General features: G+C 63.1%; 25 protein-coding genes. 12 read left to right on the top strand and 13 right to left on the bottom strand.

Annotation, left to right across the window (positions count from 1 at the left end):
• The first annotated feature begins 7 nt into the window (after window positions 1-7).
• From IGS58_RS10090 to IGS58_RS10105, 4 genes are all read left to right on the top strand, one after another.
• Window positions 8-1075, top strand: a complete 1068-nt coding sequence (locus IGS58_RS10090) for a tetratricopeptide repeat protein (protein ID WP_230521249.1) — start codon at window positions 8-10, stop codon at window positions 1073-1075.
• Window positions 1076-1101: 26 nt separating this feature from the next.
• Window positions 1102-2004: an alpha/beta hydrolase gene (locus tag IGS58_RS10095; RefSeq protein ID WP_230521250.1), complete on the top strand. Its 903-nt coding sequence runs from the start codon at window positions 1102-1104 to the stop codon at window positions 2002-2004.
• 88 nt (window positions 2005-2092) lie between these two features.
• Window positions 2093-2755: a DUF2625 family protein gene (locus IGS58_RS10100; RefSeq protein ID WP_230521251.1), complete on the top strand. Its 663-nt coding sequence runs from the start codon at window positions 2093-2095 to the stop codon at window positions 2753-2755.
• 229 nt (window positions 2756-2984) lie between these two features.
• Window positions 2985-3443, top strand: a complete 459-nt coding sequence (locus IGS58_RS10105) for a nuclear transport factor 2 family protein (protein WP_081345643.1) — start codon at window positions 2985-2987, stop codon at window positions 3441-3443.
• Window positions 3444-3481: 38 nt separating this feature from the next.
• Here IGS58_RS10105 and IGS58_RS10110 read toward each other — a convergent pair whose 3' ends face one another.
• The 3 genes from IGS58_RS10110 to IGS58_RS10120 form a co-directional block, all read right to left on the bottom strand.
• On the bottom strand, window positions 3482-4585 hold the full coding sequence (locus IGS58_RS10110; RefSeq protein WP_034781130.1) for an HD-GYP domain-containing protein: 1104 nt from the start codon (window positions 4583-4585) through the stop codon (window positions 3482-3484).
• 54 nt (window positions 4586-4639) lie between these two features.
• Entirely contained in the window at window positions 4640-5818 is a 1179-nt protein-coding gene (locus IGS58_RS10115) for a pyridoxal phosphate-dependent aminotransferase (RefSeq protein WP_230521252.1), read from the bottom strand.
• Between the two features lie 83 nt (window positions 5819-5901).
• On the bottom strand, window positions 5902-6336 hold the full coding sequence (locus tag IGS58_RS10120; protein WP_099377514.1) for a putative toxin-antitoxin system toxin component, PIN family: 435 nt from the start codon (window positions 6334-6336) through the stop codon (window positions 5902-5904).
• A 30-nt stretch (window positions 6337-6366) separates the two neighbouring features.
• On the opposite strand from IGS58_RS10120, the gene yaaA reads away from it, so the two are divergent.
• The gene (gene yaaA / locus IGS58_RS10125) at window positions 6367-7137 is read left to right on the top strand and encodes a peroxide stress protein YaaA (RefSeq protein ID WP_230521253.1); all 771 of its coding nucleotides are present in this window, start codon (window positions 6367-6369) and stop codon (window positions 7135-7137) included.
• Between the two features lie 141 nt (window positions 7138-7278).
• Here yaaA and IGS58_RS10130 read toward each other — a convergent pair whose 3' ends face one another.
• Complete coding sequence (locus tag IGS58_RS10130; protein WP_034781139.1) at window positions 7279-8082, bottom strand: outer membrane protein assembly factor BamD; 804 nt, start codon at window positions 8080-8082, stop codon at window positions 7279-7281.
• Window positions 8083-8171: 89 nt separating this feature from the next.
• Between IGS58_RS10130 and IGS58_RS10135 the strand changes: the two genes are divergently transcribed.
• Entirely contained in the window at window positions 8172-9197 is a 1026-nt protein-coding gene (locus tag IGS58_RS10135) for an RluA family pseudouridine synthase (protein ID WP_230521254.1), read from the top strand.
• Entirely contained in the window at window positions 9197-9982 is a 786-nt protein-coding gene (gene pgeF / locus IGS58_RS10140; RefSeq protein ID WP_230521255.1) for a peptidoglycan editing factor PgeF, read from the top strand. Before IGS58_RS10135 ends, pgeF begins: the two co-directional genes overlap by 1 nt.
• 16 nt (window positions 9983-9998) lie before the next feature.
• Here the strand turns inward: pgeF and IGS58_RS10145 are convergent, their stop codons facing one another.
• Entirely contained in the window at window positions 9999-10232 is a 234-nt protein-coding gene (locus tag IGS58_RS10145) for a hypothetical protein (RefSeq protein WP_230521256.1), read from the bottom strand.
• A gap of 217 nt (window positions 10233-10449) precedes the next feature.
• On the opposite strand from IGS58_RS10145, the gene phaC reads away from it, so the two are divergent.
• The 3 genes from phaC (at window position 10450) to rimO (ending at window position 14533) form a co-directional block, all read left to right on the top strand.
• The gene (gene phaC, locus IGS58_RS10150) at window positions 10450-12195 is read left to right on the top strand and encodes a class I poly(R)-hydroxyalkanoic acid synthase (RefSeq protein WP_230521257.1); all 1746 of its coding nucleotides are present in this window, start codon (window positions 10450-10452) and stop codon (window positions 12193-12195) included.
• Window positions 12196-12420: 225 nt separating this feature from the next.
• Window positions 12421-12984 (top strand): polyhydroxyalkanoate synthesis repressor PhaR, encoded by a 564-nt coding sequence (gene phaR, locus IGS58_RS10155; RefSeq protein ID WP_010399000.1) that lies wholly within the window; start codon window positions 12421-12423, stop codon window positions 12982-12984.
• Window positions 12985-13177: 193 nt separating this feature from the next.
• A complete protein-coding gene (gene rimO, locus IGS58_RS10160; protein ID WP_115057526.1) occupies window positions 13178-14533 on the top strand; it encodes a 30S ribosomal protein S12 methylthiotransferase RimO in 1356 nt (451 codons plus the stop codon).
• Window positions 14534-14614: 81 nt separating this feature from the next.
• Here the strand turns inward: rimO and IGS58_RS10165 are convergent, their stop codons facing one another.
• Window positions 14615-15193 (bottom strand): PEP-CTERM sorting domain-containing protein, encoded by a 579-nt coding sequence (locus tag IGS58_RS10165; protein ID WP_230521258.1) that lies wholly within the window; start codon window positions 15191-15193, stop codon window positions 14615-14617.
• A 213-nt stretch (window positions 15194-15406) separates the two neighbouring features.
• Here IGS58_RS10165 and IGS58_RS10170 point away from each other — a divergent pair, with 213 nt between their 5' ends.
• Window positions 15407-16573, top strand: coding sequence for a cystathionine beta-lyase (locus IGS58_RS10170; protein WP_230521259.1), 1167 nt, complete (start codon window positions 15407-15409; stop codon window positions 16571-16573).
• Window positions 16574-16609: 36 nt separating this feature from the next.
• On the opposite strand, the gene IGS58_RS10175 is transcribed toward IGS58_RS10170, so the two are convergent.
• Entirely contained in the window at window positions 16610-16972 is a 363-nt protein-coding gene (locus IGS58_RS10175) for a DUF4870 family protein (RefSeq protein WP_230521260.1), read from the bottom strand.
• 86 nt (window positions 16973-17058) lie between these two features.
• On the opposite strand from IGS58_RS10175, the gene IGS58_RS10180 reads away from it, so the two are divergent.
• A complete protein-coding gene (locus IGS58_RS10180; RefSeq protein WP_230521261.1) occupies window positions 17059-18933 on the top strand; it encodes a serine hydrolase domain-containing protein in 1875 nt (624 codons plus the stop codon).
• Window positions 18934-18937: 4 nt separating this feature from the next.
• Here IGS58_RS10180 and IGS58_RS10185 read toward each other — a convergent pair whose 3' ends face one another.
• From IGS58_RS10185 to mfd, 6 genes are all read right to left on the bottom strand, one after another.
• Window positions 18938-19204: a hypothetical protein gene (locus IGS58_RS10185; RefSeq protein WP_230521262.1), complete on the bottom strand. Its 267-nt coding sequence runs from the start codon at window positions 19202-19204 to the stop codon at window positions 18938-18940.
• A complete protein-coding gene (locus IGS58_RS10190) occupies window positions 19201-20055 on the bottom strand; it encodes a DUF692 domain-containing protein (protein WP_230521263.1) in 855 nt (284 codons plus the stop codon). Before IGS58_RS10190 ends, IGS58_RS10185 begins: the two co-directional genes overlap by 4 nt.
• Window positions 20045-20971 (bottom strand): TIGR04222 domain-containing membrane protein, encoded by a 927-nt coding sequence (locus IGS58_RS10195; protein ID WP_230521264.1) that lies wholly within the window; start codon window positions 20969-20971, stop codon window positions 20045-20047. Before IGS58_RS10195 ends, IGS58_RS10190 begins: the two co-directional genes overlap by 11 nt.
• Window positions 20968-21696, bottom strand: a complete 729-nt coding sequence (locus tag IGS58_RS29170) for a nucleotidyltransferase domain-containing protein (RefSeq protein ID WP_329957981.1) — start codon at window positions 21694-21696, stop codon at window positions 20968-20970. The genes IGS58_RS10195 and IGS58_RS29170 overlap by 4 nt, the downstream gene beginning before the upstream one ends.
• A gap of 97 nt (window positions 21697-21793) precedes the next feature.
• Window positions 21794-22636, bottom strand: coding sequence for a phosphoserine phosphatase SerB (gene serB / locus IGS58_RS10205; protein WP_230522224.1), 843 nt, complete (start codon window positions 22634-22636; stop codon window positions 21794-21796).
• A gap of 55 nt (window positions 22637-22691) precedes the next feature.
• Window positions 22692-26135 carry a transcription-repair coupling factor gene (gene mfd / locus IGS58_RS10210; RefSeq protein WP_230521265.1) on the bottom strand — a complete coding sequence of 1148 codons (3444 nt, stop codon included), beginning with the start codon at window positions 26133-26135 and terminating at the stop codon, window positions 22692-22694.
• Window positions 26136-26167 lie beyond the last annotated feature (32 nt).

The raw sequence follows: 26167 nt of genomic DNA on the forward strand, positions 1-26167 counted from the left end.
CCTGTAGATGAGCCTGATTAACAAGATGTTGCAAGACCTCGATGCCCGCGGCACTCCCGATGGACGCGGCGACGCGGCCGGCATCCGCTCCGTGCCCGAACGCGAGCGGGGCGTTTCGCGCGCGCTGGTCTTCGGCGGCGCTGCCGGCCTGACGGCCGCCGCCATCGCCCTGGGCTGGGTTTACCTGAAGCGTCCGGCCGTGCCGCCCGTGCTGGTCAGCGTGGCCAGCACGCCTGTTTTGGCTCCTGTGTCGGCTCCCGTGTCGGCCCCGGCGCCTGCCGCCGTTGCTCCCGCGCCCGCTCCCGTCGCAGCGGCGGAACCCGAGCCCGTGTTCCAGGCCGAGGAGGCTGCCCCCGCGCCGAGCAAGGCGCGGCCCGCCGAATTGCGCCGCGTCGTGGAAAAAGCCGCCAAGCCCGCCGCCGCGCCTGTGGTGAAAATGCCAGCACCGGCCGCCAGCGAACGCATCATCGACGGCAAGCAAGTCACCGCGCAGCAGCGCGTGGAAAATGAATACCGGCGCGCGCTGGCCCAGTTGCAGGATGGCCGCGTCTCCGACGCCATGTTGGCCTTGCAGCAGACCTTGCAGATGGACCCGCGCCACCAGGGCGCGCGCGAAACCCTGGTGCGCCTGTTGCTCGAAGCGCAGCGCCCGGACGAGGCGGCCCGCCAGCTACAGCTGAGCCTGGCGCTGGACCCGAAACAGCCGGCGCAAGCCATGATGCTGGCCCGTTTGCAGCTGGACAAGACGAGCGGCGGCGCGGCCGCCCTCGATACCTTGACGCGCAGCCTGCCGTACGCCAGCGACAGCGGCGAATACCATGCCTTCCTGGCCGGCGTGCTGCAGCGCGAACAGCGCTACCGCGAAGCGTCCGAGCACTACCAGCAGGCCCTGCAGACGGCGCCCGACAACAGCGTCTGGTGGATGGGGCTCGGCATCGCCTTGCAAGCCGATAACCACCCGGCCCAGGCGCGCCAGGCGTTCGAGCGCGCCAAGGGCTTGCAAACTTTATCTCCCCAGTTGCAGGCGTTTGTCGAGCGCAAGCTGGTGCAGCTGACGGCGGCGACGGCGAAGTAACTTTTACCTCAAAGAAAGAAACTAGATTGAAGCCTCTCCATCTGCTCATCGTCCTTTGCTGCCTTGCCAACAGCGCCGTGGCCGCGCCCGCCAGCGCGCCTGCCAGCTACGTTCTGGACAATACGGAAGTGCGCGATATCCGCGCGCAAGCCCTGAAACGCGATTATCAGCTGTATGTCGCCTTGCCCGATTCCTATCGGCAGGGCAATAAACGCTATCCGGTGCTGTTCGTCGTCGATGCCAATTATTCGTTTGCCATCGTGCGCAATATCGCGCAGCGCCTGAACAAGCATGCGGGGATGGAAGAAGTCATCGTGGTCGGCTTGTCGTACGCCAACGGCGATGGCGGGGTGTACAGCCGCCGCCGCGATTACACGCCCACCACGCCGCGCAAGCATGATTACCGCTCGGACATGCCGGGGCGGCAACCGGCGTTCGGCGAAGCGAAGGCGTATGGCCAGTTCATCGCGGGCGAGGTGTTTCCCTTTATCGCCAGTAACTATCGCGTGAATATGCAGCGCAAGGTGTTTATCGGCCATTCCTACGGCAGTCTGCTGGGCCTGCAATTCCTGCTGACGGAACCGCGCACCTTCGAGCACTACATCCTCGGCAGCCCGTCGCTGTGGTACGACGCCGGCGTCATGTTCGACCGCGAACAGGCGTATGCCGCCAGCCACAAGGACTTGCCCGCGTCCGTGTTCTTTGGCATCGGCGGCCTGGAAAAGCTGGCGGCGGGCAAGAAGCGTTCGCGTTCGGAAGAGGACGCTGACATGGTGGCCGACTTGCGCGAGTTCGACGGGAAGTTGACATCGCGCAAGTTCCCCGGCCTGAAGACGCGCTTGCGCGTCTTCGCGGATGAAGATCACGCGAGCGTGTTTCCTTTCGTGCTCACGCATGGATTGCGGGCGTATTTGACGTCCGCAAAATGAAGGGTGCAGGGCGCCGCCCGCCAGACAGTGCCAGCGTCGCCATGCATACTCCGACCGCCGGAAGCGGTCATCGATAAGGTCAGCTGACATGCGTACATTGAATGAATTATTGGATAGTGAAGACCCGGCGTTTCCGCTGATCAGGCAATGGGCCAGCGAGGCCGACATCCCGGTGGAATTGCTGCCTCCCTCGGCCGGCAGGGAAGATGTGCTGCTGAGCCTGCAAGTCACCACGCGTTCACCCCTCGGCGCGATCGCCTATGAAACCGGCGGCATCCTGGTGGATGACGGCTGGCTACGGATATTGGGGTCCGGCCATGACAAGCTGGGCCGGAACATTGTTACGTGGAACGAAGGAAAGGCCGAGGGCTTTCTGTTGGTGGCCGATGACGTGCTCGGCGGCTTTTTTGCCATCAACGGCGGCGCGCTCGGGGCCGACCAGGGCAAGCTGTATTACCTCGCCCCCGAGACCCTGGCGTGGGAAGCGCTGGAGATCGGCTACACGGCGTTCATCGAATGGGCTTTTACTCGCCAGTTGCGGCAGTTTTACGGCCGGCAGCCCGGCGATGCGCAGGACTTTGACGAATTGCCCTTGCCCGGCGAACTCTGCCTGAATTTTTATCCGTTTCTGTGGACGCAAGAAGGTTCCCTCAAGACCAGCTCGCGGCGCGCCATTCCGGTGGAAGAGCAGTGGGCGCTTAACCTTGATCTGCAACAGAAGTTGCTGGACGCTCCTGCGGGCGCGAACTGAGGCATGGCTTGCGGGCGTATCTGAGGGCATCGCCATGCGCATCCCGGGCCGGCGAAATGGCGTTTCAACCCCCGATTCAAGCGCTTTGTCGCAATGGCCGGCGCGAGAAAAGGGCAAGGGGATAGCATACGGTGGGCTTTCTCGCGATGCGCCGCCCGCCAGCGAGTGTCCGATATTGCCGCGGCAGGCAACGGATGCTTCTCAATGACCTCGATCAGGATGAATACGCATGAAATTGACCCTTCCACATGTCCTCTCCACTTGTTTGCTGGGCGCCTTGGGCGTGATCGGCAGCGCGCACGCGGCTCCCGCCGATGCCGAACTGGTCGCCTTGGTGCAGCGCCATGCGCAGGCGCAGAGTAACTTTGATCAAGTGGCCTTGAACGCCATCACGGCGGAGAATTATGTGGAAATATCGCCGGTAGGCGAGGTGGACGGGCGTGAAAAAATGCTCGCCTTCTATGCGCCGGAGCAGAAGCGGCCGAGTCCCCAGCTCCAGGTCGATGAACCGGTGGTGCGCCTGTTTGGCGATACGGCACTCATCTCGGCGCGCCTGTCCTACCGTCTCAACCAGGATGGGGCCGCCCGCAGCTTCGCCCTGCGCGCCGGTTATGTCGCTCGGCTTGTCGACAAGCAATGGCTGCTGGTCAGCGCACAGTACACGGGCATCCGCCCGCCGAAACCGTGAAGTGCCCCGTGCCTGGCGCCCGGCGTTGCCCGGCCAGCCTATAACCTCGCCTCGTCCCCCCACACATGCCGCATGCTGAAATGCAGGCCGGCATCGTCCTCGTGCAGTGATGACACGATGGCGTAGCGGCTGTCGGCCGTGTCGCGGGGAGACAGTTGTGCCAGCTCGGCGGGGGCCAGCGGCGCGCCCAGCGGGTCGCTGAGCGGATGCACGTGGCCGGCGCCCCGTTGCGTCACCACTCCCAGCTCGCCGCTGCGCAGCCGCACCAGGGTGCCGGGCGGATACTTGCCCAGCAGGTTGACGAACTGTTCGCCCAGCAGCGCGTCGATGGGCACGCCCTGGTCGAGGAAGATATGCTGCAGCGCCTGGTCGGGCACGATGGAGCGGCGGTAGTTGCGCGCCGAGACGCGGGCGCAATAGCGGTCGGCCAGGCCGATCAGCTTGGCATTTTGCAGGATTTCATCGGCCGTGCGCCCTTGCGGGTAGCCGCTGCCATCGTCGTTTTCGTGGTGCAGGAGCACGCAGCTCAGCCATTCCTCGTCATCGACGCCCGCGCAGCGCAGCAATTCCGCGCTTTCCTGCGGATGCTGGCGCACGATGCGCATTTCATCGTCATTCAGGGGGCCGCGCCGGTCCTGGAAACTGTCGTGGTGGCGCAGCATGCCCACGTTCATCGTCAGCGCGGCCGCGCCGATCAACAGCAGTTCATCGTGGGACTTGTGCATGCTGCGGCCCACCAGCATGGCCAGCAGGGCCGTTTCGATGCAGTGGCGCACGGCGTAGCTGCCGGCGATCTGATTGAGCAGGATGCTGGCCAGGGCGATATCGGCATCGTGCTCCAGCGCGCGCAACAGTTCGCGGGCGATGTCGCGCACGTCGCGCTCGGCATTGTTTTCGCTGCGCAAGGCCAACAGCAAGCGTTCCAGGCGCTGCGCCGCCTCGTTGAGCAGGCGCAAGACGGATGGCTGATCCGGCGTGCCCACATACAGGCCCAGCTGCATCAGCCGCCCCAGCTGTGCGCCATCCGTGATGATCTGCCCCTTGCGCAGTTGCGGGCCGGCACTATGGTCCGCGAGAAACAGATCCCAGGGCAGGGGTTCGCCGGGAACCAGGTCGGCCGGGCCGATGCGACGCTGTACCATGTTGTTGTTCCTCAGTCATTCTCTGCGCCGCAGCGCAGCAGTGCCGTATTTACATTAAATGCTGCGCAGGCGCTCCAGCGCCAGGCGCAAGGTCTCGTCTTTCTTGGCAAAGCAGAAGCGCACGATGCCCGATTCCTTGCCCTGCGCATAAAACGCGGACACGGGAATGGCGGCCACCTTGATTTCCGCCGTCAGCCATTCGGCGAACTGCGCTTCGGTCTCTTGCGAAATAGCATCGTAGCGCACGCACTGGAAATATGTACCGTCGGCCGGCAGCAGGCTGAAGCGGCTACCCGCCAGGCCATCGCGGAACAGGTCGCGCTTGCGCTGGTAAAACGCGGGCAAGTCCAGGTACGGTTGCGGGTCCGCCATGTAGGCGGCCAGGCCGTGCTGCATCGGCGTGTTGACGGTAAATACGTTGTACTGGTGCACCTTGCGAAACTCCGCCGTCAAGGCGGCCGGGGCCGCCACATAGCCGACCTTCCAGCCCGTCACGTGATACGTCTTGCCGAAGCTGGAAACGATGAAGCTGCGCGCCGCCAGTTCCGGGTTGCGCGAGAGCGACGCGTGCGGCACGCCGTCGTACACCATGTGCTCATACACTTCGTCGGACAGAATCAAAATCTGCGTGCCGCGCACGATGTCGGCCAACGCGGCCACATCGGCGGGGCGCAAAATCGTGCCCGTCGGATTGTGCGGCGTATTGATGATGATCAAGCGCGTCTTGCTGCTGACGGCGGCGGCCAGCTTGTCCCACGGCACGCTGTAGCCGGACTCTCCCACTTCCATGGACACCAGCACGGGCACGCCGCCGGCCAGTGCGATGGCGGGCAGATAGCTGTCGTAGGCCGGTTCGATGACGATGACTTCGTCGCCCGGGTGCACGCAGCACAGGATGGCCGTGGTGAGCGCCTGCGTAGCGCCGGCCGTGACGGTGATTTCCGTGCCTGCGTCATAGCTGTGGCCGTACAGGCTGGCGATCTTCGCGGCAATGGCTTCGCGCAGGGGCGCGGCGCCCGTCATCATCGGATACTGGTTATGGCCGGCGCGCATGGCGTCGCTGACGAGATCGACCAGTTCTGGGGCGCAATCGAAATCGGGAAAGCCCTGGCCCAGGTTGACGGCGCCATGCTGGGCCGCCAGGCTGGACATGCGGGTAAACACGGTGGTGCCCACGAGAGGCAAACGGGTGGTCAGGGCGGGAGTCGGGTAGAGCAGGGACGGGCTGTTCATGAACGGTAGGGTCGCGGTGCGGAAAGTGGAATCGTTTCCCATTCTAGCGCAGCGCGCCCCGTTGCGTGTGGGGCTTTGGCGCCTCAGCCTGGCAATGCCCAGCCTTCCGGCACCATGATCTTGAACATGCCGGCCTTGGCCGTCTTGCGGGCCAGTTTCAGCAGGGCCTTGTCTTTGGTGATCAGGATGTCGGCGTTGGCGTCGCGCGCCAGTTCGAGGAATTTCTGGTCATCCTTGTCCGTGCAGACGGGCAGGCGCACGCCGGAGACGGGCGGCGCCACCACGCTGATATGCGCGTCGAAGCGGGCGGCGGCGATGGCGCGGCTGGCTTCGTCGAGCGGCAGATGTTTGTAATGCAACACGACCAGATATTCCGCGCGGCAATCTTCGCGCGTGATGGCGTGCACGGCGCCGCTTTCCATGGCTGCCAGCAGGGGCGCCCAGCGCGGGTCGTTGAAGACGAACAGGTCGAGGCAAACGTTGGTGTCGAGGACGAGTTTTTGTGGAGCAGGTATCATGTCGGCAATTCTATTCTGTAGTGATAATTTATGTTGATCGTGCTTTCGCCCGCCAAGAGTCTCGACCTGGAGACGCCGCCAACAACCTCGTTGCACAGCACCCCCGATTTCCTCGACCATTCCGCCCAGCTGATCGAGCGCATGCGCCAGTTCTCGCCTGCCGAAGTGGGCAGCCTGATGGGCATTTCCGACGCCTTGTCGGCCCTCAACGTGGCCCGCTACGCTTCCTGGACGCCCAAGCTGGCGGAAGCGCGCCAGGCCATCATGGCTTTCAATGGCGACGTGTATGCCGGTTTCGAGGCCCGCAGCCTGCAGCCGGCCCAGCTCGACTATGCCCAGTCGCGCGTGCGCATCCTGTCAGGCCTGTACGGCTTGCTGCGCCCGCTAGACCTGATCCACCCGCATCGCCTGGAAATGGGCACGCGCCTGTCAACTGCGCGCGGCAAGGATTTGTACGCGTTCTGGGGCGACACCATCACCAATGGACTGAACCGCACGGCCAGGGAGCAGGGGGCGAAAGTGCTGGTCAATCTTGCTTCCGAAGAATATTTTAAATCCGTCAAGCCGCGCCAGCTGGACGTGCCCGTCATCGCGCCCGTGTTCGAGGACTGGAAGAACGGCAAGTATAAAATCATCTCGTTCTACGCCAAGCGCGCGCGCGGCATGCTGGCCCGCTATGCGGCAGTCAACCAGATCCGCGACCCGCAGCAGCTGAAGCAATTCGATGTCGATGGCTATGCTTTCGTGCCGGAAGCGTCGAACGATACGAGCTGGGTGTTCCGGCGCAAGGTCGGCGAGTAACCCTGAAGCAAATGCTGGGGTCGTACCCGACGGGGGAATGCGTCCCAGTGGGACGCATTCCGATCGCGCAGCGAACGACCCCGGTCCTTGCTTTTGGGGTTGACGCAAGAAAAAACCGGAGCAAGCTCCGGTTTTTTCATTTTACTGCCAGAATTTCCACCACTTGCGTTCCTTGTTCACCCCTTCCGGGCTGAGGAATGCCGTGTTCGGGTAGTTCTTGGTCAGCACGCGCAAGGCATCGTCGCGCAAGTCGGTCAAGCCCAGCTTGTCATACGAGCGGTACATGATGAACAGCGCTTCTTCGATGGCCGGCGAGGCACGGAAGTCGCTGACCGTCGTTTGCGCGCGGTTGGCGGCGGCCAGGTAGGCGCCGCGGCGGAAATAATAGCGCGCCACGTGCACTTCGTATTTCGCCATCGCATCGATCAAATAGTTCATGCGGGCCAGCGAATCGGGCGCATATTTGCTATTTGGGAACTTGTCGACCAGTTGCTTGAAGGCCGCAAACGCTTCGCGCGTAGCTTTCGGGTCGCGCTCGGTCGGATCTTGCTCGTACAGGAAGTTCAGGAAGCTGATCTGGTCGTTAAAGCTGATCAGACCACGCAAGTAGTACATATAGTCTACATTGGCGTGGTTCGGATGCAACTTGATGAAGCGTTCGACGGCAGCCAGCGCCTGCGCCTGGTCTCCCGACTTATAATACGCGTAAGCGATCTCCATCTGCGCTTGCAGAGCATAGTTGCCGAAAGGATAGTTAGCCTCCAGCTTCTGGAACAGGCCGATTGCAGCTTCATAGTGCTGCCCGGCCATTTCTTCACGCGCCTCCGAGTATAATTTCGTAACGGACCAGTTTTTGGTCTCATCCACTTTTTCAGGCAACAAGCTGCAAGCGGACATGCCGAGCAGAACGACTGAAGCGACTACCAACGATAATTTTTTTTGCATGACGTTTTGCAAGAAGGTTTTAACCAAGATTTTACAATAGGCTGATTATAGCCGATGGGAATGCTGTGATATTAACTCCGAAGCCTAATTTGGCTGACCCCGCGTTTGACTCCCTTTCTGACCATGGTGCCGAAGAGGCGTTTGACGGCGATTTTGCCGCCGACGACGTCTTCGAGGAAATGGCCCCGATTACATTGGAACTGACGCCGGACGCCTGCGGCCACCGCCTCGATAAAGTCATCGCCCAGCTGGTGCCGCAATACTCGCGCAGCCGCTTGCAATTGTGGCTGGAAGCCGGTTTCGTGACCGTCGATGGAAAAGTTGCCAAACGCAACATGACCGCCTATGGCGACGAGAAGATCGTCATTCTGCCGCAAAGCGCGCCGGAAGACGAGGCTTTTAAGCCGGAAGCGATGGAATTGAACATCGTGCACGAAGATGAGCATATCATCGTCATCAACAAACCGGCCGGACTGGTCGTCCATCCGGGGCCCGGCAACTGGTCGGGCACCTTGCTCAACGGCCTGCTGCACCACTGTCCGCAGCTGGCGGGCGTGCCGCGCGCCGGCATCGTGCACCGCCTGGACAAGGATACGAGCGGCCTGATGGTCGTCGGCAAGACCCTCGCTTCGCAAACGGACCTGGTGCGCCAGTTGCAGGCGCGCACCGTCAAGCGCGAGTATTTCGCGCTCGTGTGGGGCACGCCGAAAATGGCGGGCACCATCGATGCCTCCATCGCGCGCCACCCGCGCGACCGCGTCAAGATGGCCGTCTCGGAGAATTTCACCGCCAAGCCTGCCATCACGCACTATGAATTGATCGGCAGCGGCGAACTCGATCGCCGTCCCGTGAGCCTGATGCAATGCCGCCTGGAAACAGGCCGCACGCACCAGATCCGCGTGCACATGCAGCACCTGGGTTTTGCGCTGGTTGGTGACTACGTGTACGGCAAGCAGCACCTGGTGTCCGTCTTCTCGCGCCAGGCACTGCAGGCGCGTCGCCTGGGCCTCGTGCATCCGGGCACCCTGGAAGCGTGCGAGTGGATCGTGCCGCTGGCCGATGATTTCGCTCAGCTGATCGCCACCGCCGGCATTCCCGAGCCGGAACAGGTCTGATGACGGCTGCCTTGCCTTATATCACTCCCCATTGGCCAGGCTTGCCCGCGAACGTGGGCGCGCTGGCGACCGTGCGCGCGGGCGGCGTCAGCCAGGGTCCGTATGGTGACGGGCAGGGCGGTGGCGGCTTGAACCTGGGCACGCACGTGGGCGATGATCCTGCGCACGTGCTGGCCAACCGCGCGCGGCTGGCGATCGTCTTGCCAGCGCAGCCGGCCTGGCTGTCGCAGGTGCATGGCGTGGCCGTGGCCGATGCCGGGAAGCTGGACGGTTGCGTGCCCGATGCCGACGCCAGCGTAGCAGCGCAGCCTGGCGCCGTGTGCGTCGTGATGACGGCCGATTGCCTGCCGGTGCTGTTCTGCTCGACGGATGGCCTCGTCGTCGGTGCGGCCCATGCGGGCTGGCGCGGCCTGGCCAATGGCGTCTTGCAGCGCACGGTGGACAGCATGCGGGCGCAGGGCGCGACGGATATCCTTGCCTGGCTGGGGCCGGCGATTGGTCCGCGGCAATTCGAGGTGGGACACGACGTGTTGCAAGCGTTCCGCGACGGCGCGCGAGATGATGCGGAGCGGCAAGTGTTGTCCAGCGCCTTCGCCGCCATCGCTGGCAAGCCGGGCAAGTACCTGGCCGACATCTATGCGCTGGCGCGCACCATGCTGCTGCGCGATGGCGTGGCGCAAGTGGCGGGCGGGGAATATTGCACCGTCAGCGATGCGGCGCAGTTTTACTCGTACCGGCGCGATGGCGTCACGGGACGACAGGCCAGCTTGATCTGGCGCAAATAATCTGCACGGCAGACACTTATGTGTCTGCCGTTTTTGTTTTATCGTCTGCTGAGGCCCGCGCGCGGGCATGCAGTTCCGCGATGCGCGCCGCCTTGCGTTTGCGTCTCCTTGAGCCCGTCAGATAGAATAGGATGGACAGCGGGATGACGCAGTACAGCACGAAGGTCATCACCCCGGCGACGATGGACGGTTCCGTCAGCGCCATGAGGCCGACGACATAGATCCAGGCAACAGCGGTCATGAGCATCATTGGTATTGGCAATTAGTAAGAGTTTGCATGCAGTTGATATTAAAGTTTTCTATTTTTCGACTACGTTTCGACGCCGCGCAAAACCGTAGCGAGCGGAAGGGAGAGGTGGCTAAGAAGCGCAACCGTACGAAGGTACGGTGAGCATCGCAGGCCGCCTATACCGACGCGCAGTAGGTTTTGTTCGGCGTCCCCAATTCTTGAATGGACTTATATAGCTATGAACATGCCCGATCCTCAAATGATGACCAAGGAATGGATGGCGCAGATCAGCAATCCTGAACAGTGGAAGACGTGGTTCAACATGGTACCGCAGCCCCAGGGCAATCCGATTGCCGGCATTTTGCAGGATGCGGGCGCCAGCATCAAGCCGGAAGCGATCGAGCAACTGAAAAATGCCTACGTGGCCAAGCTGACGGGCTTGTGGGCTGACTTTATGGCCGGCAAGGCGCCGGAGCTGAAAGACCGCCGTTTCTCAGCACCTGCCTGGCACGCCAGCCCCCTGTCGGCCTTCAATGCGGCTGCCTATTTGCTGAACGCGGAGTTTCTCAGCGCCATGGCCGACGCCGTGGAAGCGACGCCGCACCAGAAGCAGAAGATTGCGTTTGCCGTGCAGCAAATCGTCGACGCCATGTCGCCCGCCAATTTTCTTGCCACCAATCCCGACGCGCAGCAAACCCTGATCGAGACCAAGGGTGAAAGCCTGGCCAAGGGCTTGAGCAATATGCTGACCGATATGGGCAAGGGCCGCATTTCGCAGTCCGACGAATCGGCCTTCGAAGTGGGCCGCAACGTGGCCACCACGCCGGGTACGGTGGTGTTTGAAAATGCCTTGTTCCAGCTGATCCAGTACACGCCAAGCACCCCCACGGTACACCAGCGGCCGCTGCTGATGGTGCCGCCATGCATCAATAAATTCTATATCCTTGACTTGCAGCCGGAAAACTCGCTCGTGCGCTATGCGGTGGAGCAGGGCAATACCGTGTTCCTGATGTCCTGGCGCAATCCGGACATGAGCATGCAGCACCTGACGTGGGACGATTACGTCGAGCAAGGCGTGATCGAAGCCATCCAGGTCGCGCAGGAAATCAGCGGCCAGGACAAGCTCAATATGTTCGGCTTTTGCGTCGGCGGCACCATTGTCTCGACGGCGCTGGCCGTGCTCAAGGCGCGGGGCGAGAATCCGGCCGCCAGCCTGACCCTGTTGACCACCTTCCTCGATTTCTGCGACGCGGGCGCGCTCGACGTCTTTATTGATGAGCCGCAAGTGGCGCTGCGCGAGCAAACCCTGGCCAAGGGCGGCCTGATGTCGGGTCGCGACCTGGGCAGCACTTTCTCCAGCCTGCGACCGAACGACCTCGTGTGGAACTACGTGCAGTCGAATTACCTGAAGGGCAAGGAGCCGCCCGCGTTTGACTTGCTGTACTGGAATGGCGATGGCACCGGCTTGCCTGGCCCCATGTTCTGCTGGTATCTGCGCAACACTTACCTGGAAAACAGCCTGAAAGTGCCGGGCAAGCTGACAGTGGCTGGGGAAAAGGTCGACTTGAGCAGTATCGACGCGCCCGCTTTCATCTACGGTTCGCGCGAAGACCATATCGTGCCGTGGGGCGCGGCGTATGCCAGTACGGCTGTGCTGAACCCGAAAAAACCGAAAGCCAACCGCTTCATCCTCGGCGCTTCGGGCCACATCGCCGGCGTGATCAATCCTGCCTCGAAGAAAAAACGCAGCTACTGGAGCAATGACGCAGGCAAAGGCGCCCGCACGGCGAAAGCCAAGCCCTTGACTGCCGAGCAGTGGATGGAAGGCGCGACCGAGCACGTGGGCAGCTGGTGGCCTGAATGGGCCGCTTTCCTGGCCGAACACGGCGGCGCGCAGGTCAAGGCGCCAGGCAAGCCGGGCAACAAACGCCACGCGGCAATCGAGCCGGCGCCGGGGCGGTATGTTAAAGTCAGGGCGGACTAGTTTACAAAAGCTTCTGGCCTGGCAAGACCGGCGTAATCTCCGGTCTTGTCAAGAATCTACTTTTAGTTGCGTTGCAATAAATGCGGGAATCTACTACCCTGATGTGCAATGGAGCCGTTTTCCACTCTATAATGGAAAACGTAGGCAGGTGCGAAAGCGGACCCACGTTCGCTTTTTTTTCGGATTAACTCAGTATGCGCTGCGGCGCAATAAGTGGAACTTGTGATGAGTAGTGCAAAAAAAAGTATAGACCGCCTGATTAAAAAATATCCCAACCGCCGTCTGTATGACACGCAAACCAGTTCCTACATCACCTTGACGGACGTCAAGCAGCTGGTGTTGGACAATGAGGTGTTTACCGTCGTCGATGCCAAGTCCAATGAAGATTTGACGCGCAGCATCTTGTTGCAAATCATTTTAGAAGAGGAAGCGAACGGCGCGCCCATGTTCTCGAGCAGCGTGCTGTCGCAGATCATCCGCTACTATGGCCACGCCATGCAGGGCATGATGGGATCCTACCTGGAAAAGAACGTGCAAGCGTTCACCGATATCCAGCACAAATTCACGGGCACGTCGGCCGGCAGTTTCGAAGGCAAGCCCTTCAGCCCGGAAATGTGGACCCAGTTCATGAATGTCCAGGGCCCGATGATGCAAGGCATGATGAACAACTACATCGACCAGAGCAAGAGCCTGTTCGTGCAGATGCAGGAACAGATGCAAAGCCAGAGCAAGAATCTGTTCGGCACCTTCCCGTTCGTGCCGCCGGTTCCTCCAACCGACAAAAAGTAATCGATCCGATACACTCACCGGGCGATTCGATCGCCTGGTAGTTGTATTGGCGTCATCAAAACAGCATAGTTCTGCCAGCAAGGGGCGGCTCGGGGTACAATAGCCGATTCGCCTCACCATTTTCTAGCTGCCAACTATGTCTGAAATTCACCGTATTCCCGTTCCTTCCGCCCAGCCCGAGGCCATGCAGGCCATGCCAGGTGCGGCGCCGAAAGTGGGCTTTGTCTCGCTCGGCTGCCCGAAAGCGCTGGTCGACTCCGAACAAATCCTGACCCAACTGCGCGCCGAAGGCTACGAAACGGCGAAATCCTACGCTGGCGCCGATCTGGTGATCGTCAACACCTGCGGTTTTATCGATGCTGCCGTGCAAGAGTCGCTCGACGCCATCGGCGAAGCGCTGGCTGAAAACGGCAAAGTGATCGTGACCGGTTGCCTGGGCGCCAAGAAAGATGCTGCCGGCGACGACATCATCATGAAGGTGCACCCGAAAGTGCTGTCCGTCACGGGCCCGCACGCGCTGGCCGAAGTGATGGATTCCGTCCACTTTCACCTGCCGAAACCGCATGCGCCATTCCTCGACCTGGTGCCGCCGCAAGGCGTCAAGCTGACGCCGAAGCACTATGCCTACCTGAAAATTTCCGAAGGCTGCAACCACCGCTGCAGCTTCTGCATCATCCCGTCGATGCGTGGCGACCTCGTCTCGCGTCCGATCGGCGAACTGATGATCGAAGCGGAAAACCTGTTCAAGGCCGGCGTCAAGGAATTGCTGGTCATTTCGCAAGACACCTCGGCGTATGGCGTGGATGTGAAATTCCGTTCCGGCTTCTGGAATGGCCGTCCCGTGAAAACCCACATGACGCAGCTGACGGAAGCGCTGGGCGAACTGGCCAAGACCTACGGCGCCTGGGTGCGCCTGCACTATGTGTATCCATACCCGCATGTGGACCAGATCATTCCGATGATGAGCGGCGGCCACATCCTGCCTTACCTCGACATTCCGATGCAGCATGCGCATCCTGACGTACTGAAGCGCATGAAGCGCCCGGCCAGCGGCGAGAAAAACCTCGACCGCATCCAGGCCTGGCGCGCCATCAATCCGGACCTGACGATCCGCTCGACCTTCATCGCCGGTTTCCCAGGCGAAACGGAAGCGGAATTCGAGTACTTGCTGGACTTCCTCAAGGAAGCGCAGATCGACCGCCTCGGCTGTTTCGCCTATTCGCCTGTCGAAGGCGCGACCGCCAACGCCATCGACAACCCCGTGCCGGAAGAGCTGCGCGAAGAGCGCCGCGGCCGCGTGATGCTGCTGCAGGAAGAAATCTCGAAAAAACGCCTGCAAGCCAAGGTCGGCAAGACCGTGCGCGTGCTGATCGATGAAGTCACCCGCTCCGGCGGCGTGGGCCGCTCGTCCGCCGATGCGCCGGAAATCGACGGCGTCGTGTATGTGAAACCGCCGTTCGAGCCGCACCGCAAGCTGGCGGTGGGCCAGTTCGTCGACGTGACCATCACGTCGGCCGACGCGCATGACTTGTGGGGTGCGGCCGAGTAACGCTGTCCTGGTCTGACATACAGCGTTGACGCCGTTCTGAATAGGAGGGATCGCCAGTTGGAGGTCCCTTTTTTTTGTGCTTTAAATGGCGCGGCGCCGGCGCTGCATCCAGCCGATACCGGTCAGACCCAGCAGCAGCATGGCATAGGCTTCAGGCTCTGGTACGGGGAGCAGTACAGGACCGATCGTCAGCTTGGTGTCTGGCGACCAGCGTACTCTAGTATGCTGCCCGTTAGGTAGAAAATAAGGATGCTGGTAGGTGTAGCTGAAGGAGTCACCCGTCTTCAGGGTTGAAAAAAAGGTTTCGTCGGGATAGCTGCCGACGAAATAGGCTGAAATCTTCAATCCGCCCTCCAGCGAGTATTCCAGTATATCGACGCCACAGCGCAGATAAATATTGCCATTATTGCAATCATCTAGATATAATGTGCCGGCAAACGCCAGGTAGGATATTTCGTTTTTGGTGAGGACATTGTCGCCATTGGCATTGTCGGCAAAAAAGCTCCCCGCCAGCCGCAAGTTCGGGTTCCACGCACCGCCGTTCAAGTCATCATAAAAACCGGTATAGGAAAAATTGACTAGGTAAGGCGTGGCTGGAGCGGCCAGCGCCGTCGTCGTGGCCGCAGCCAGGGCGCAAGCCAGCACTGCATTTTTCAACATGGGATATCCCTTCAGATTGAAATGTATAATATTAAAAATAAAGCATGTCAATAATACATGATAAATGTTGAGACATTATCGGATTTCTTCTTCCGTTCGCCATGCGCCTGGCCTCAGTTGTACGGCGGTTTTTGAGTAAAGCCCTTACAATCCAGGTGGCGCCGCACTGCGCGGTCCACTTTTTTACCTGCCCACGTTTTTGCCGACGACGCCATGACCACAATCAAATCTCCGCAAACCGCGCTGATCCACAGCGATTACCAGGCGCCGCAAGGCTTTGCTGCGTTTCCCAACGCCATCCACCATGCCTCGACCGTGCTGTTCAAGGATGTGGCGGCCATGCGCTCGGGCGACTGGAAAGAGAAGAACGCCTACACCTACGGCTTGCACGGCACGCCCACCACGTTCACCCTGGAAGCGCGGCTGGCCGAGATCGAAGGGGGCACGCACTGCCTGCTGGCGCCGTCGGGACTGGCGGCCATCGCCATGGCGGACTTTGCCTTGCTGAAGACGGGCGACGACGTGTTATTGCCGGAAAATATCTACAACCCGAACCGCGAACTGGGACGCTGGCTGGCGCAGGATTTCGGTATCACGGCACGCTATTACGACCCGCTCATCGGCGCCGGCATCGCGGCGTTGATCCAGCAGAATACCAAGCTCATCTGGACGGAAGCACCGGGTTCCGTGACGATGGAAGTGCCGGACTTGCCTGCCATCTGCGCGGCAGCCCACGCGCGCGGCGTGCTGGTCGCCCTGGATAACACCTGGTCGGCCGGCCTGGCCCTGCGCGGCTTTGAGCTGGGCGTGGACATCATCATGCAGGCGCTGACGAAATACCAGTCGGGCGGCTCGGATGTGCTGATGGGCGCGCTCATTACGCGCGAGCGGGCGCTGCACGACCGCCTGGCGCAGGCGCACATGCGTCTGGGCATGGGCGTGGGGGCGGACGACGCCTACCTGCTGCTGCGCGGCTTGCCCACCATGAAACTGCGCTTCGACGCCCACGATGCGGGCGCGCGCACGGTGGCCGCCTGGCTCAAGGGACGCAGCGAAATTGCCACGGTGCTGCATCCGGCTTTCGAGGATTGCCCCGGCCACGCCATCTGGCAGCGCGACTTCACGGGCGCGGGTGGCCTGTTTTCCGTGCTGTTCGATGCCCGCTACACGGAGGCGCAGACGGACCGCTTCGTCGATGCCTTGCAGTTGTTCAAGATTGGCTACAGCTGGGGTGGCGCCAACAGCCTGGTGATGCCGTACCGCATCGCGGCCATGCGCAAGGGCTGGCAGTTGCCGGGCCAGCTGGTGCGCCTGAACGTGGGACTGGAAGATCCGCAGGATCTGATCGCCGATATCGAACGGGCGTTCGCGGCGATGTAGGCAGCGGCAAGCCGTTGGCTTGCCGCGAAGCACCTTTTACATGGGCACGGGCTTGTTGTTGTTCAGGTCGAGGAAGCCGCGCAGCAAGCGGTAGGCTTTCCACAGCCAGGCCACGCCCCATACGATGAGTGCCAGCGGAATGCCGATCAGCGTGATCCACAGGATGGCGCCGACGACGATCCAGGCCGCGTACCACCAGAAGGAACGGATCATCCAGCTGTGATGGCTGTGCACGAAGGTCCCGCCCGCCTCGTCCCGCTTCACATAATTGATGATGAGCGGAATGAAGGAAAACGCGCCCAGCGAAAACACAAAGCTGGCGCCATGTATCAGGTACAACCACCAGGCCAGGTTCTTGGTCTGCTGGAGTTGGGTATCCAAAATAATATCTTGTGACATGAAAGCTCCCGTCGTTGCTCAATTTTTAATTGTAACAAGCAAAGCGGCACGGGAGCGCAGTCCATGCAAAAAGGCAGAATACATTGTTGAAACGAGATCGCTATCCCACCCTGGCCGCGTGCGCCAGGTCATGGCTGCGCCAGGCCTTGCCGGCCTTGCTGCTGTGCGCCAGCGTGGCCCACGCGGCCGCCCCCCTGGAGGCGGAGTTTGCCGCCGGCCTGAAGGAAGAGGGCCTGGCGGGCGCTGTCTGGAGTGAAGTCTTGCCCGACGGAACAGTCAAAGTTGGCGCGTCCGGCTTGCGCGATGCTGTCAAGCAAATACCCATGCAGGCGGACACGCGCATGCAGGTGGGCTCCGTGGGCAAGGTGGCGCTGGCGCTGGGTATCTTGCGCCTGGTCAGCGAAGACCGGCTCACGCTCGACACGCCCCTGCAGCAGGTGCTGCCGGAACTGGCGCTGAAAAACCCGTGGCAAGCCAGCGATCCCGTGCGCATCCGCAACCTGCTGGCGCACACGTCCGGCCTCGATAACGTGCGCTTCTGGCAGGCGTTCAGCCTGAACCCGACGCCGGACATGCCGCTGGCCGAGGCGTTTGACGGCGGCCGCAATCTGCTGCGCGTGCGCGCGCGGCCCGGCAGCCGCTACGCGTATTCGAACATGGGCTATGGCTTGCTGGGCATGGTGATCGAGAAAGTCACGGGCCAGCCGTACGAGCGTTACCTCGATGCGCAGCTGCTGCAGCCGCTGGGCATGGCGGACAGCACGTTTGCCTTCGTCACGCAAATGAGCACGCAGGCGGGAGCGCATGCCGACCCGCGCCTGGCCATGGGCCACTTCGAGCATGGCGTGGCGCAGCCGGCCGTGCCCCAATACCTGCGTCCGGCCGCGCAATTTACCACCACGGCGGCCGACATGGGCAAGCTGGCGCAATTCCTCATGGGCGACGGCAAGCTGCAGGACAAGCAATTCATCGACATGGCGCTGATGGGCGCCATGTCCGAACCGGCCGGTACGGACGCGGCGCAGGCGGGCCTGGCAACGGGCCACGGCCTGGCGCTTGCCGTGCGCGACCGCCACAATGTGGTGGGCGCCTGCCATCCTGGCACGGCCGTGGGTTTCCGCGCCATGCTGTGCATCTATCCGGAGCAGGACAGCGCCTTCTTCGTGGCCTTCAATACGGATGCGGAGCAGGCCGACTATGAACGCTTCAACCGCCTGCTGCTGCGCGATCTGGAGCTGCCGCTGCGCGCGCCGGCCCCGCGCGGCACGCCCGCGCCCACGGTGGAAAACTGGCAGGGCGTCTACGTGCCGTCGCCCAGCCCCATGGCCAGCATGGCCTGGGTCGATGCCGTCTTTGGCTTTACGCGCCTGAAATGGGATGGCGAGTCGCTGTTCCTGATCCCGTTCCAGGGCGAGCCGAAGGAACTGGAACCGGTGGGCGGCTTGCTGTTCCGCGCCAGCGACCGCAGCACGCCGTCGCACGTGCTGATGCAAGAGGATGGCAAGCATGTGCTCAGCGACGGCTTGCGCAGCTATGAGCGCGCATCGATGCTGCGCATGCTGGTGCTGTGGGGCAGCCTGGCCCTGGGGGCTGCCGGCTTGCTGTATGTGCTGGTGGTGGGCGTGTGGCGCGCTGCGCGGCGCAGCCTGGGGCGGGGCGACCATCTGTTCGCGCCCTTGCTGTCGCTGCTGGCGCTGCTCTTGCCGCTGCCGTTTTTCTATTTCCAGTCCTACCTGCGCCTGGGCGACGTCACCATCGCCAGCGTGCTGCTGGCACTGGCGACAGGCGCGCTGCCGCTGGCGACGGCATTCGGCCTGGCGCGCTGCTGGCGCAGCCGCGGCACGGCGGCTGAGGCGGGCTCGTGGGCGAAATGGGATTGGGTGGCCTTGCTGGCGGCCTTGCAGCTGCTGCTGGTGCTGGCCTGGTGGGGGCTGCTGCCGCTGCGGCTGTGGCACTTGTAGGCCGTCAGGTCCAGGCAGCCAGCAGCCGGCGCCACCAGCGCTGCGCCGGCCTGGGCTGGCCGCCCTGTTCGGCGCGTCCGGCCCGCTTGGCACGATAGCTGGCCGCCGCCAGTTGTAGGCCGATGCGGTCCATCGATGCCATGGCATCGACTTCCTGCGGCGACAAGCCCTGCAGCAAGGCTTGCGCACGGGGCTCCAGCAGGAAGGCTGCACGCAGGGCGTCGTCCGTGTACAGCCTTGCCAAATAGGTTTCCAGTGCGGGGGAACTCATGCGTTTCGACCCGCGCGCAAGGCCGCGCGCGCCAGCTCCAGCTGGTCCAGCACATGCTCGAACGATGGGTAATTGCCGTCGCGTTCGACGATCACCGTCAGGGGCTGGGGCGCCTGGCGCGCCAGCACGGTCAACAGGGCGAAGACGGCGGGCGGCACGTCGTGCAGATGGTCGTCCAGCAAGCGCTGGCCGCCGCCCGGCGCGTCGATCCAGTGGCCGCCGCTCAGGTGCACGGCGCCAACCCTGTCCAGCGGCAAGCGCAGCAGCAATTCCTCCGGCGCCTCGCCAAAATTGACGGCATTCGCATACAGGTTGTGCAGGTCGAGCAGCAGCGGCACTTGCGCGCCGTGGATGATCTGCGCCAGCCATGCGGCTTCGTCCAGCGTGCTGGCGGGCGGCTGGACCAGGGTGGCGATGTTTTCCATCAGCGGCGCGCTGCCGACGATGCGCGTGGCCAGCGCGATATTGGCGATGGCGCCGGCGGCGCTGTGCGGCGTGCGCGGCGGCGCCGCCAGGTGGCCGATTTCCACGCCGCCGGCGCGTACAAAACTCAGGTGCTCTGACCACGACTCGGCTTGCACCTCGTGCATCAGGCGCGCCATCGCATGCAGGCGGCGCGGGTCGGCCGGTAGCGTCGACGCCAGCCCCATTCCCACGCCGTGCAGGCTGACCGGCACCTGGCGCGCCAGGCTGCGCAAGGCGGCGATATCGGCGCGCGAGGCGCGGTAATAGTCGTCGGCGATCACTTCCAGCACGTCGATGTGCGCCAGGTTGGACAGGATGCCGGAAGCCAGTTCGCCGCGCCAGCCCAGGCCGACGCGGTCGCGTGCCGGCCCCTTGTCAGCTGCCACAGCCGCCGCCACCGCCGCAACCGCCACAGCCGCCGGAAGAGCCGCCCCCGTCGCCGCCGCCGTCGCCACCGCCCGATGACGAGTCGCCCGAGCTGCTGGACGAGGAGTCGCCGCCCGTGTTTTGCCGGGGTACCGGGAACAGCTCGGCGACGTAGGCGTACACGGACAAGGGCAGGGCGCCGAGGCCGAAGATGGCGGCCAGCAGTGCCATGTCGGCGCTGCTGCTGCCTGGGTTCAGGCGCGACGAGCGCATGTTCAGGCGGCCAAACAGCATGCGCAAGTCGGTCAGCAGCCGCTGTGCGCTCCAGCTGGTCGCCTGGGTGCGCAAGCCGCGCAGCATGAGCAGGAATATCACCAGCAGCAGGGCCAGGAACAGCAGGTTGTAGTGCTGGCGGCTGATGGCGATGACGGCCTTGACGGCGGCCACCGTCAGCAGCAGGTAGCGCGCGGCCCCGGTGATGCGTTGGCGCCGGCGCAGCAGCCGCGGGCCGACCAGCAATTCCTGCCATTTCAAGGAGTCCAGGTAGGCGCGGCATGATGGCAGCATGTCTGCCTGCTCGGCGAGTTCCCTGCTGTGGCCCTGGCGGCCCAGATACAGCCGCAGCACGTCGCGTTCGATGTCGTGATTGGCGAAGCGCAGGCTGTCGGCGCTGGCCGTTTCCAGCAGCGGGCCATCGGCGCGCAGCAAGCCGCGGTCGACCAGCACGATGGCGGCAATTTTCACGGCTTCGAGGGCGCCGCCGCGCAAGAAGGCGATGCGGTAGGGATCATCGGCCAGCGACAGCTTGGCATGCGGATTGCGCAGCTCCTGGCGTATCAGCAGCTCGCGCGCGAGGTAGTACACGAGCACGCCGAAGATCAGGTAGGCCAGCAGGAACCATGGCCCGCTCCAGTCAAAGGGATTGAAGCCGTTCACCGCATGTGCTCCGCGTGTTCGCGCAAGTGTCCGGTAATCGTCATCAAGCCCGTAAATGCGGGCAGGGCTTGCCCCGGCGCCAGGCGCGCCGTTTCGCGCGCCGCCGACATGGCTTGCAAGGCGGAGTGCAGGGCAGGGTCGCCCAGTTGGTCGACAAACGCTTCGAGCGCCTGCTTGCCGGACAGCGCGGACTTGCCCTCCAGCTGCGCCAGCGAGGCGGCCGCCGCACGCAGCGGACCGGCTGCGTCGGCGATGGCGCCGGCCAGCTGTTCCTCATTCAGGCTCAATAGCATATACCGTTCGCGCATGCGCACCTGCTGGTTGAGCAGCACTTGCCGCAAGCGCCGCAGCACGGCGTCGCGGTTCGTGTGCAGGCTGGCGAAAGGGTCAAGGCCGTGCAGCACCTTGTGGCGCGCGATGATGTCGGCGAACTTGACGGCGAAGGCGTCGGCGGCCTGCGTCAATTCGCCCTCGAGCAGGAACATCACCTGCAAATCGATGGCGGCGTGCGCCAGGCGCAAGGGCCCGCGCAATGTATCGGCCGCCTGCGGCGTAAAGCGCTTGAGCAGCAACAGCAGGTTGACGTCGGAGGTGGCGCGCACCTGGCCATCGGCGGCCGAGCCAAACAGCACGGCGGCGGCAAGGTCGTCACCAAACGCGCGGTGCGCGGCGGCGACAAACACATCCAGGTGGCGTTGTATCTCTTCTGGCAGCGGTGGCGGCATGCGGTGTACTTTCACGATGGGTTGGCGGGATGAGTATAAGTTTGCAATATAGCAAACTTAAAACATCGTGCGCGCACCGTCCGCCAGATACGCCAACTCAGGTCAATACGTTGAGCAAGCCATCGAGTCCCACGAAGTTCAGCGCCACGTCGGCCTGCGAGCGCACCACGGGCTTGGCGCGGAAGGCCACGGACAGGCCGGCGATGCCCATCATTTTCAAGTCGTTGGCGCCGTCGCCCATGACGATGGCTTCAGACGGCGAAATGCCCATCTCCTTGCACACGCGCTCCACCGTGCGCTGCTTTTCTTCCGCGTCGACGATACCGCCGAGGACTTTGCCCGTCAGCTTGCCGTCGACGATTTCCAGTTCGTTCGCGTGCGTGTAGTCGAGGCCCAGTCGCTCTTTCAGGCGTTCGGTGAAGAAGGTGAAGCCGCCCGACACCAGCAGGGTTTTCAGGCCGGCCTTCTGCACGGCCGCCAGCATGGCTTGCGCGCCCGGCGACAGTTTCAGGCGCTCGTCGTAGACGCGCTGCAGGGCTGATGCATCGAGGCCTTCGAGCAGGGCCACGCGCTGCTTCAGGCTGGCGCTAAAATCGAGTTCGCCGCGCATGGCCGCTTCCGTGATGGCCGCCACTTGCGGTTTCAGACCCTGCATGTCGGCGATTTCATCGATGCACTCGATGGTGATCAGGGTCGAATCCATGTCCATCGCCACCAGCTTGAATTCACTCAGTTCGCGCTGGCCCATCATGTAGGTGGCGTCCAGCTGCGCCGCCTGGGCCGCCACTTCGATGGTGGGGCGCAGCGCCGGCGAATAGGCGATCTGCTCGCAGCGCACGGCGTTCGGGCCGAGGTGCGTGATGGACGTGGGCGCGGCCAGCGCGGCGATGCGCTCGAGGCGGGCGCTATCGCCGTCCAGGCCCTGCAGGATCAGATTCATGGTGATGGTCTTGGTATTGGTCATGGGGCAGTCCTGCATAGATTGTCGAAATGGTCTACACCGTCAATTGCTTGATGGTGGTCTTGATCTGCGTCACGCGCGCAGCCAGGTCCGGCATGGCGGCCGTGATTTTCAGCTTGTCCTGGCCATGCAGCTTGATATGGCGGTTCTTCTGGATCAAGTCGATGATGCGCATCGGGTCGATGGGCGGCTTGGCCATGAATTGCAGGGTGGCCGCCTCGCCATGCACGTCGATCTTGACGATGCCCACGGTTTTCGCCGCGATGCGCAGGCGGTGCGTCTCGACCAGGGCCTTGACGGCGTCGGGCAGCTTGCCGAAGCGGTCGATCAGCTCTTCCTGGATATCGTCGATCTTGTCCTGCGTGGCGCAGTTGGCCAGGCGCTTGTAGATCGACAGGCGCTCGTGCACGTCGCCGCAGAAATCGGCCGGCAGCAGGGCCGGCACGTGCAGGTTGATCTCGGTGGTGGACGCCAGCGGCGCCGCCAGGTCCGGCTCCTTGCCCGCTTTCAGCGAGCGCACGGCTTCGTTGAGCATGTCCGAATACAGCTGGAAGCCGATTTCCGTCATCTCGCCCGACTGGCTCTCGCCCAGCACCTCGCCGGCGCCGCGGATTTCCAGGTCGTGCATGGCCAGGTAAAAGCCGCTGCCCAGTTCTTCCATCTGCTGGATGGCGTCCAGGCGGCGCTGCGCCAGTTTGGTCAGGCCTTGCACGTCGTGCACCAGCAGGTAGGCGTAGGCCTGGTGATGCGAGCGTCCCACCCGGCCGCGCAGCTGGTGCAGCTGCGCCAGGCCGAACTTGTCGGCGCGGTGCATGATGATGGTGTTCGCCGTCGGCACGTCGATGCCGGTTTCAATGATCGTCGTGCACAGCAGGATGTTGAAACGCTGGGCGACGAAGTCGCGCATGACCTTTTCCAGGTCGCGTTCATGCATCTGGCCGTGCGCCACGGCGATGCGCGCCTCGGGCAGCAATTCCGTCAGCATGGCCAGGCGGTTCTGGATGGTTTCCACCTCGTTGTGCAGGAAGTAGATCTGGCCGCCCCGTTTGAGTTCGCGCAAGCAGGCTTCGCGGATGATGGCTTCGCCCTCGCTGCGGACAAAAGTCTTGATGGCCAGGCGCTTTTGCGGCGCCGTGGCGATGATGGAAAAGTCGCGCAAGCCTTCCAGCGCCATGCCCAGGGTGCGGGGGATCGGCGTGGCCGTCAGGGTCAGCACGTCCACTTCCGCGCGCAGCGCCTTCAAGGCTTCCTTCTGGCGCACGCCGAACCGGTGTTCCTCGTCGATGATGACCAGGCCCAGGCGCGTAAACTTCACGTCGTCGGACAGCAGCTTGTGCGTGCCGATGACGATGTCGATGGTGCCGTCGGCCATGCCCTTGAACGCCTGCGTGATCTCCTTGCCGCTGCGGAAGCGCGACAATTCCGCGATGCGCACGGGCCAGTCGGCAAAGCGGTCGGCGAAGGTTTGCGCATGCTGTTCCGCCAGCAGGGTGGTGGGCGCCAGGATGGCCACCTGCTTGCCGCCCATGACGGCGATGAAGGCGGCGCGCAGCGCCACTTCCGTCTTGCCGAAGCCGACGTCGCCGCACACGAGGCGGTCCATCGGTTTGCCGGAAGTCATGTCCTTGATGACGTTGTGGATGGCCTCGGCCTGGTCCGGCGTTTCGTCGAAGCCGAAGCTGTCGGCGAAGCGCTGGTAGTCGTGCGACGAGAATTCGAACGAGTGGCCCTGGCGCAGCGCGCGGCGCGCATACAGGTTGAGCAGCTCGGCGGCCGTGTCGCGCACCTGTTCGGCGGCGCGCTTTTTCGCCTTTTCCCACTGTCCCGATCCGAGCGAATGCAGCGGCGCGTCTTCCGGCGACGCGCCCGAATAGCGGGAAATGACGTGCAGCTGCGACACGGGCACGTACAGCTTGGTGTCCTTGGCGTATTCCAGGTGCAAAAATTCCGTCTCGCCTTCGCCCAGGTCCATGCTGGTCAGGCCCATGTAGCGCCCGATGCCGTGGTTGATGTGCACGACGGGGTCGCCGATCTTCAGCTCCGACAGGTCGCGCACCATCGACTCGACCTGCGTCACGCCTTCCTGCTTCTTGGTGCCGACGCGGCGGCCGGAACCGGCGTACAGCTCCGTCTCGGTGATGAAGGATAAATTTCCTTCCGGCGTAAACAGCTCGAAGCCCGCATGCAGCGGCGCCACGCCCAGCATCAGCTTGGCGTCGGACTGCAAAAAACCATCGCTGCCTTCCACCGGCGTCAGGTGCAGATCGTATTCGGTGAAGTACTGTTGCAGGGTTTCGCGGCGGCCGTTCGATTCGGCGCAGATCATCACGCGGCGGCCCGATTGCAGCAGGTAGCTGCGCAGGTTGGCCAGCGGGTCGTCGGCGCGGCGGTTGACGGCGATGTTCGGCACGGGCGCCGACAGTTCGGACGCCAGCGCATCGTTCGATTTGGCGATCGCCAGGCGCGGATACGGCTTGGCCAGGCCGAAGAACTGCTCGTCGGACAGGAACAGCGATTCGGGCGGCAGGATCGGGCGTTCGCGGTCCGCCTTCAAAAAGCGGTAGCGCGACTGGGTATCGGTCCAGAAGCGGCCAATGGCCGCGTCGATCTCGCCTACCAGGGCCAGCGAGGCGTCGGGCGGCAGGTAGTCGAACAGGGTGGCCGTTTGTTCAAAAAACAGGGGCAGATAATATTCGATGCCGGCCGAGGCGATGCCGCTGCTGATGTCCTTGTAGACGACCGAGCGCGATGGGTCGCCCTCGAACTGCTCGCGCCAGCGGTTGCGGAAGGTGGTGCGCGCCGCTTCATCCATGGGGAATTCGCGTCCCGGCAGCAGCCGCACTTCATGCACGGGATACAGCGAGCGCTGGGTGTCGGCGTCAAACGTGCGGATGGTTTCGATGGTGTCGCCGAACAGGTCGAGCCGGTAGGGCAGGGCCGAACCCATGGGGAACAGGTCGAGCAGGCCGCCGCGCACCGAGTATTCGCCGGGCGACATCACTTGCGAGACGTGGCTGTAGCCGGCCAGGGTCAGCTGCGACTTCAGGCGCGCTTCGTCGAGCTTTTCGCCCTTCTTGAAGAAGAAGGTGTAGGCGGCCAAAAAGGACGGCGGCGCCAGGCGCACGAGGGCCGTGGTGGCCGGCACGATCAGCACGTCGCACTGGCGCGTCTGGATTTCATGCAGGGTGGCCAGGCGCTCGGAGACCAGGTCCTGGTGCGGCGAAAACGCGTCGTAGGGCAGGGTTTCCCAATCCGGCAGCAAATGGCAGCGCAGGTCCTTGCCGCCAAACCACGGGATTTCATCGAGCAGGCGCTGGCCATCGCTGGCCTGCGCCACCACCACGGCCAGCATCTGGCCCCGCGCTTTCAATTCCAGCGCGGCCAGCGCCAGGGCATAGGCGTCGGATGAACCATACAGGGCGGGCAGCGCATAGCGGTTGCCGGGCTTGGGGAGGGCTTTTGTTAAGTCTAAGGACATGCAGGCGATGACACTAGTGGCAGAGGCAGTTG

It is taken from the genome of Janthinobacterium sp. EB271-G4-7A (genome assembly GCF_020858075.1).
Classification (GTDB): Bacteria; Pseudomonadota; Gammaproteobacteria; order Burkholderiales; family Burkholderiaceae_D; genus Janthinobacterium; species Janthinobacterium lividum.

Excerpts from the sequence above, each read along its gene's own strand:
- IGS58_RS29170 (WP_329957981.1), bottom strand. The coding sequence starts at position 21,696 with ATGCCGCCACCGCTGCCAGAAGAGATACAACGCCACCTGGATGTGTTT.
- IGS58_RS10145 (WP_230521256.1), bottom strand. The coding sequence starts at position 10,232 with ATGATGCTCATGACCGCTGTTGCCTGGATCTATGTCGTCGGCCTCATG.
- phaR (WP_010399000.1), top strand. The coding sequence starts at position 12,421 with ATGAGTAGTGCAAAAAAAAGTATAGACCGCCTGATTAAAAAATATCCC.
- pgeF (WP_230521255.1), top strand. The coding sequence starts at position 9,197 with ATGACGGCTGCCTTGCCTTATATCACTCCCCATTGGCCAGGCTTGCCC.
- IGS58_RS10130 (WP_034781139.1), bottom strand. The coding sequence starts at position 8,082 with ATGCAAAAAAAATTATCGTTGGTAGTCGCTTCAGTCGTTCTGCTCGGC.
- IGS58_RS10110 (WP_034781130.1), bottom strand. The coding sequence starts at position 4,585 with ATGGTACAGCGTCGCATCGGCCCGGCCGACCTGGTTCCCGGCGAACCC.
- serB (WP_230522224.1), bottom strand. The coding sequence starts at position 22,636 with ATGAATCTGATCCTGCAGGGCCTGGACGGCGATAGCGCCCGCCTCGAG.
- yaaA (WP_230521253.1), top strand. The coding sequence starts at position 6,367 with ATGTTGATCGTGCTTTCGCCCGCCAAGAGTCTCGACCTGGAGACGCCG.
- IGS58_RS10115 (WP_230521252.1), bottom strand. The coding sequence starts at position 5,818 with ATGAACAGCCCGTCCCTGCTCTACCCGACTCCCGCCCTGACCACCCGT.
- mfd (WP_230521265.1), bottom strand. The coding sequence starts at position 26,135 with ATGTCCTTAGACTTAACAAAAGCCCTCCCCAAGCCCGGCAACCGCTAT.
- IGS58_RS10175 (WP_230521260.1), bottom strand. The coding sequence starts at position 16,972 with ATGTCACAAGATATTATTTTGGATACCCAACTCCAGCAGACCAAGAAC.
- phaC (WP_230521257.1), top strand. The coding sequence starts at position 10,450 with ATGAACATGCCCGATCCTCAAATGATGACCAAGGAATGGATGGCGCAG.
- IGS58_RS10165 (WP_230521258.1), bottom strand. The coding sequence starts at position 15,193 with ATGTTGAAAAATGCAGTGCTGGCTTGCGCCCTGGCTGCGGCCACGACG.
- IGS58_RS10170 (WP_230521259.1), top strand. The coding sequence starts at position 15,407 with ATGACCACAATCAAATCTCCGCAAACCGCGCTGATCCACAGCGATTAC.
- rimO (WP_115057526.1), top strand. The coding sequence starts at position 13,178 with ATGCCAGGTGCGGCGCCGAAAGTGGGCTTTGTCTCGCTCGGCTGCCCG.
- IGS58_RS10105 (WP_081345643.1), top strand. The coding sequence starts at position 2,985 with ATGAAATTGACCCTTCCACATGTCCTCTCCACTTGTTTGCTGGGCGCC.
- IGS58_RS10090 (WP_230521249.1), top strand. The coding sequence starts at position 8 with ATGAGCCTGATTAACAAGATGTTGCAAGACCTCGATGCCCGCGGCACT.
- IGS58_RS10120 (WP_099377514.1), bottom strand. The coding sequence starts at position 6,336 with ATGATACCTGCTCCACAAAAACTCGTCCTCGACACCAACGTTTGCCTC.
- IGS58_RS10185 (WP_230521262.1), bottom strand. The coding sequence starts at position 19,204 with ATGAGTTCCCCCGCACTGGAAACCTATTTGGCAAGGCTGTACACGGAC.
- IGS58_RS10100 (WP_230521251.1), top strand. The coding sequence starts at position 2,093 with ATGCGTACATTGAATGAATTATTGGATAGTGAAGACCCGGCGTTTCCG.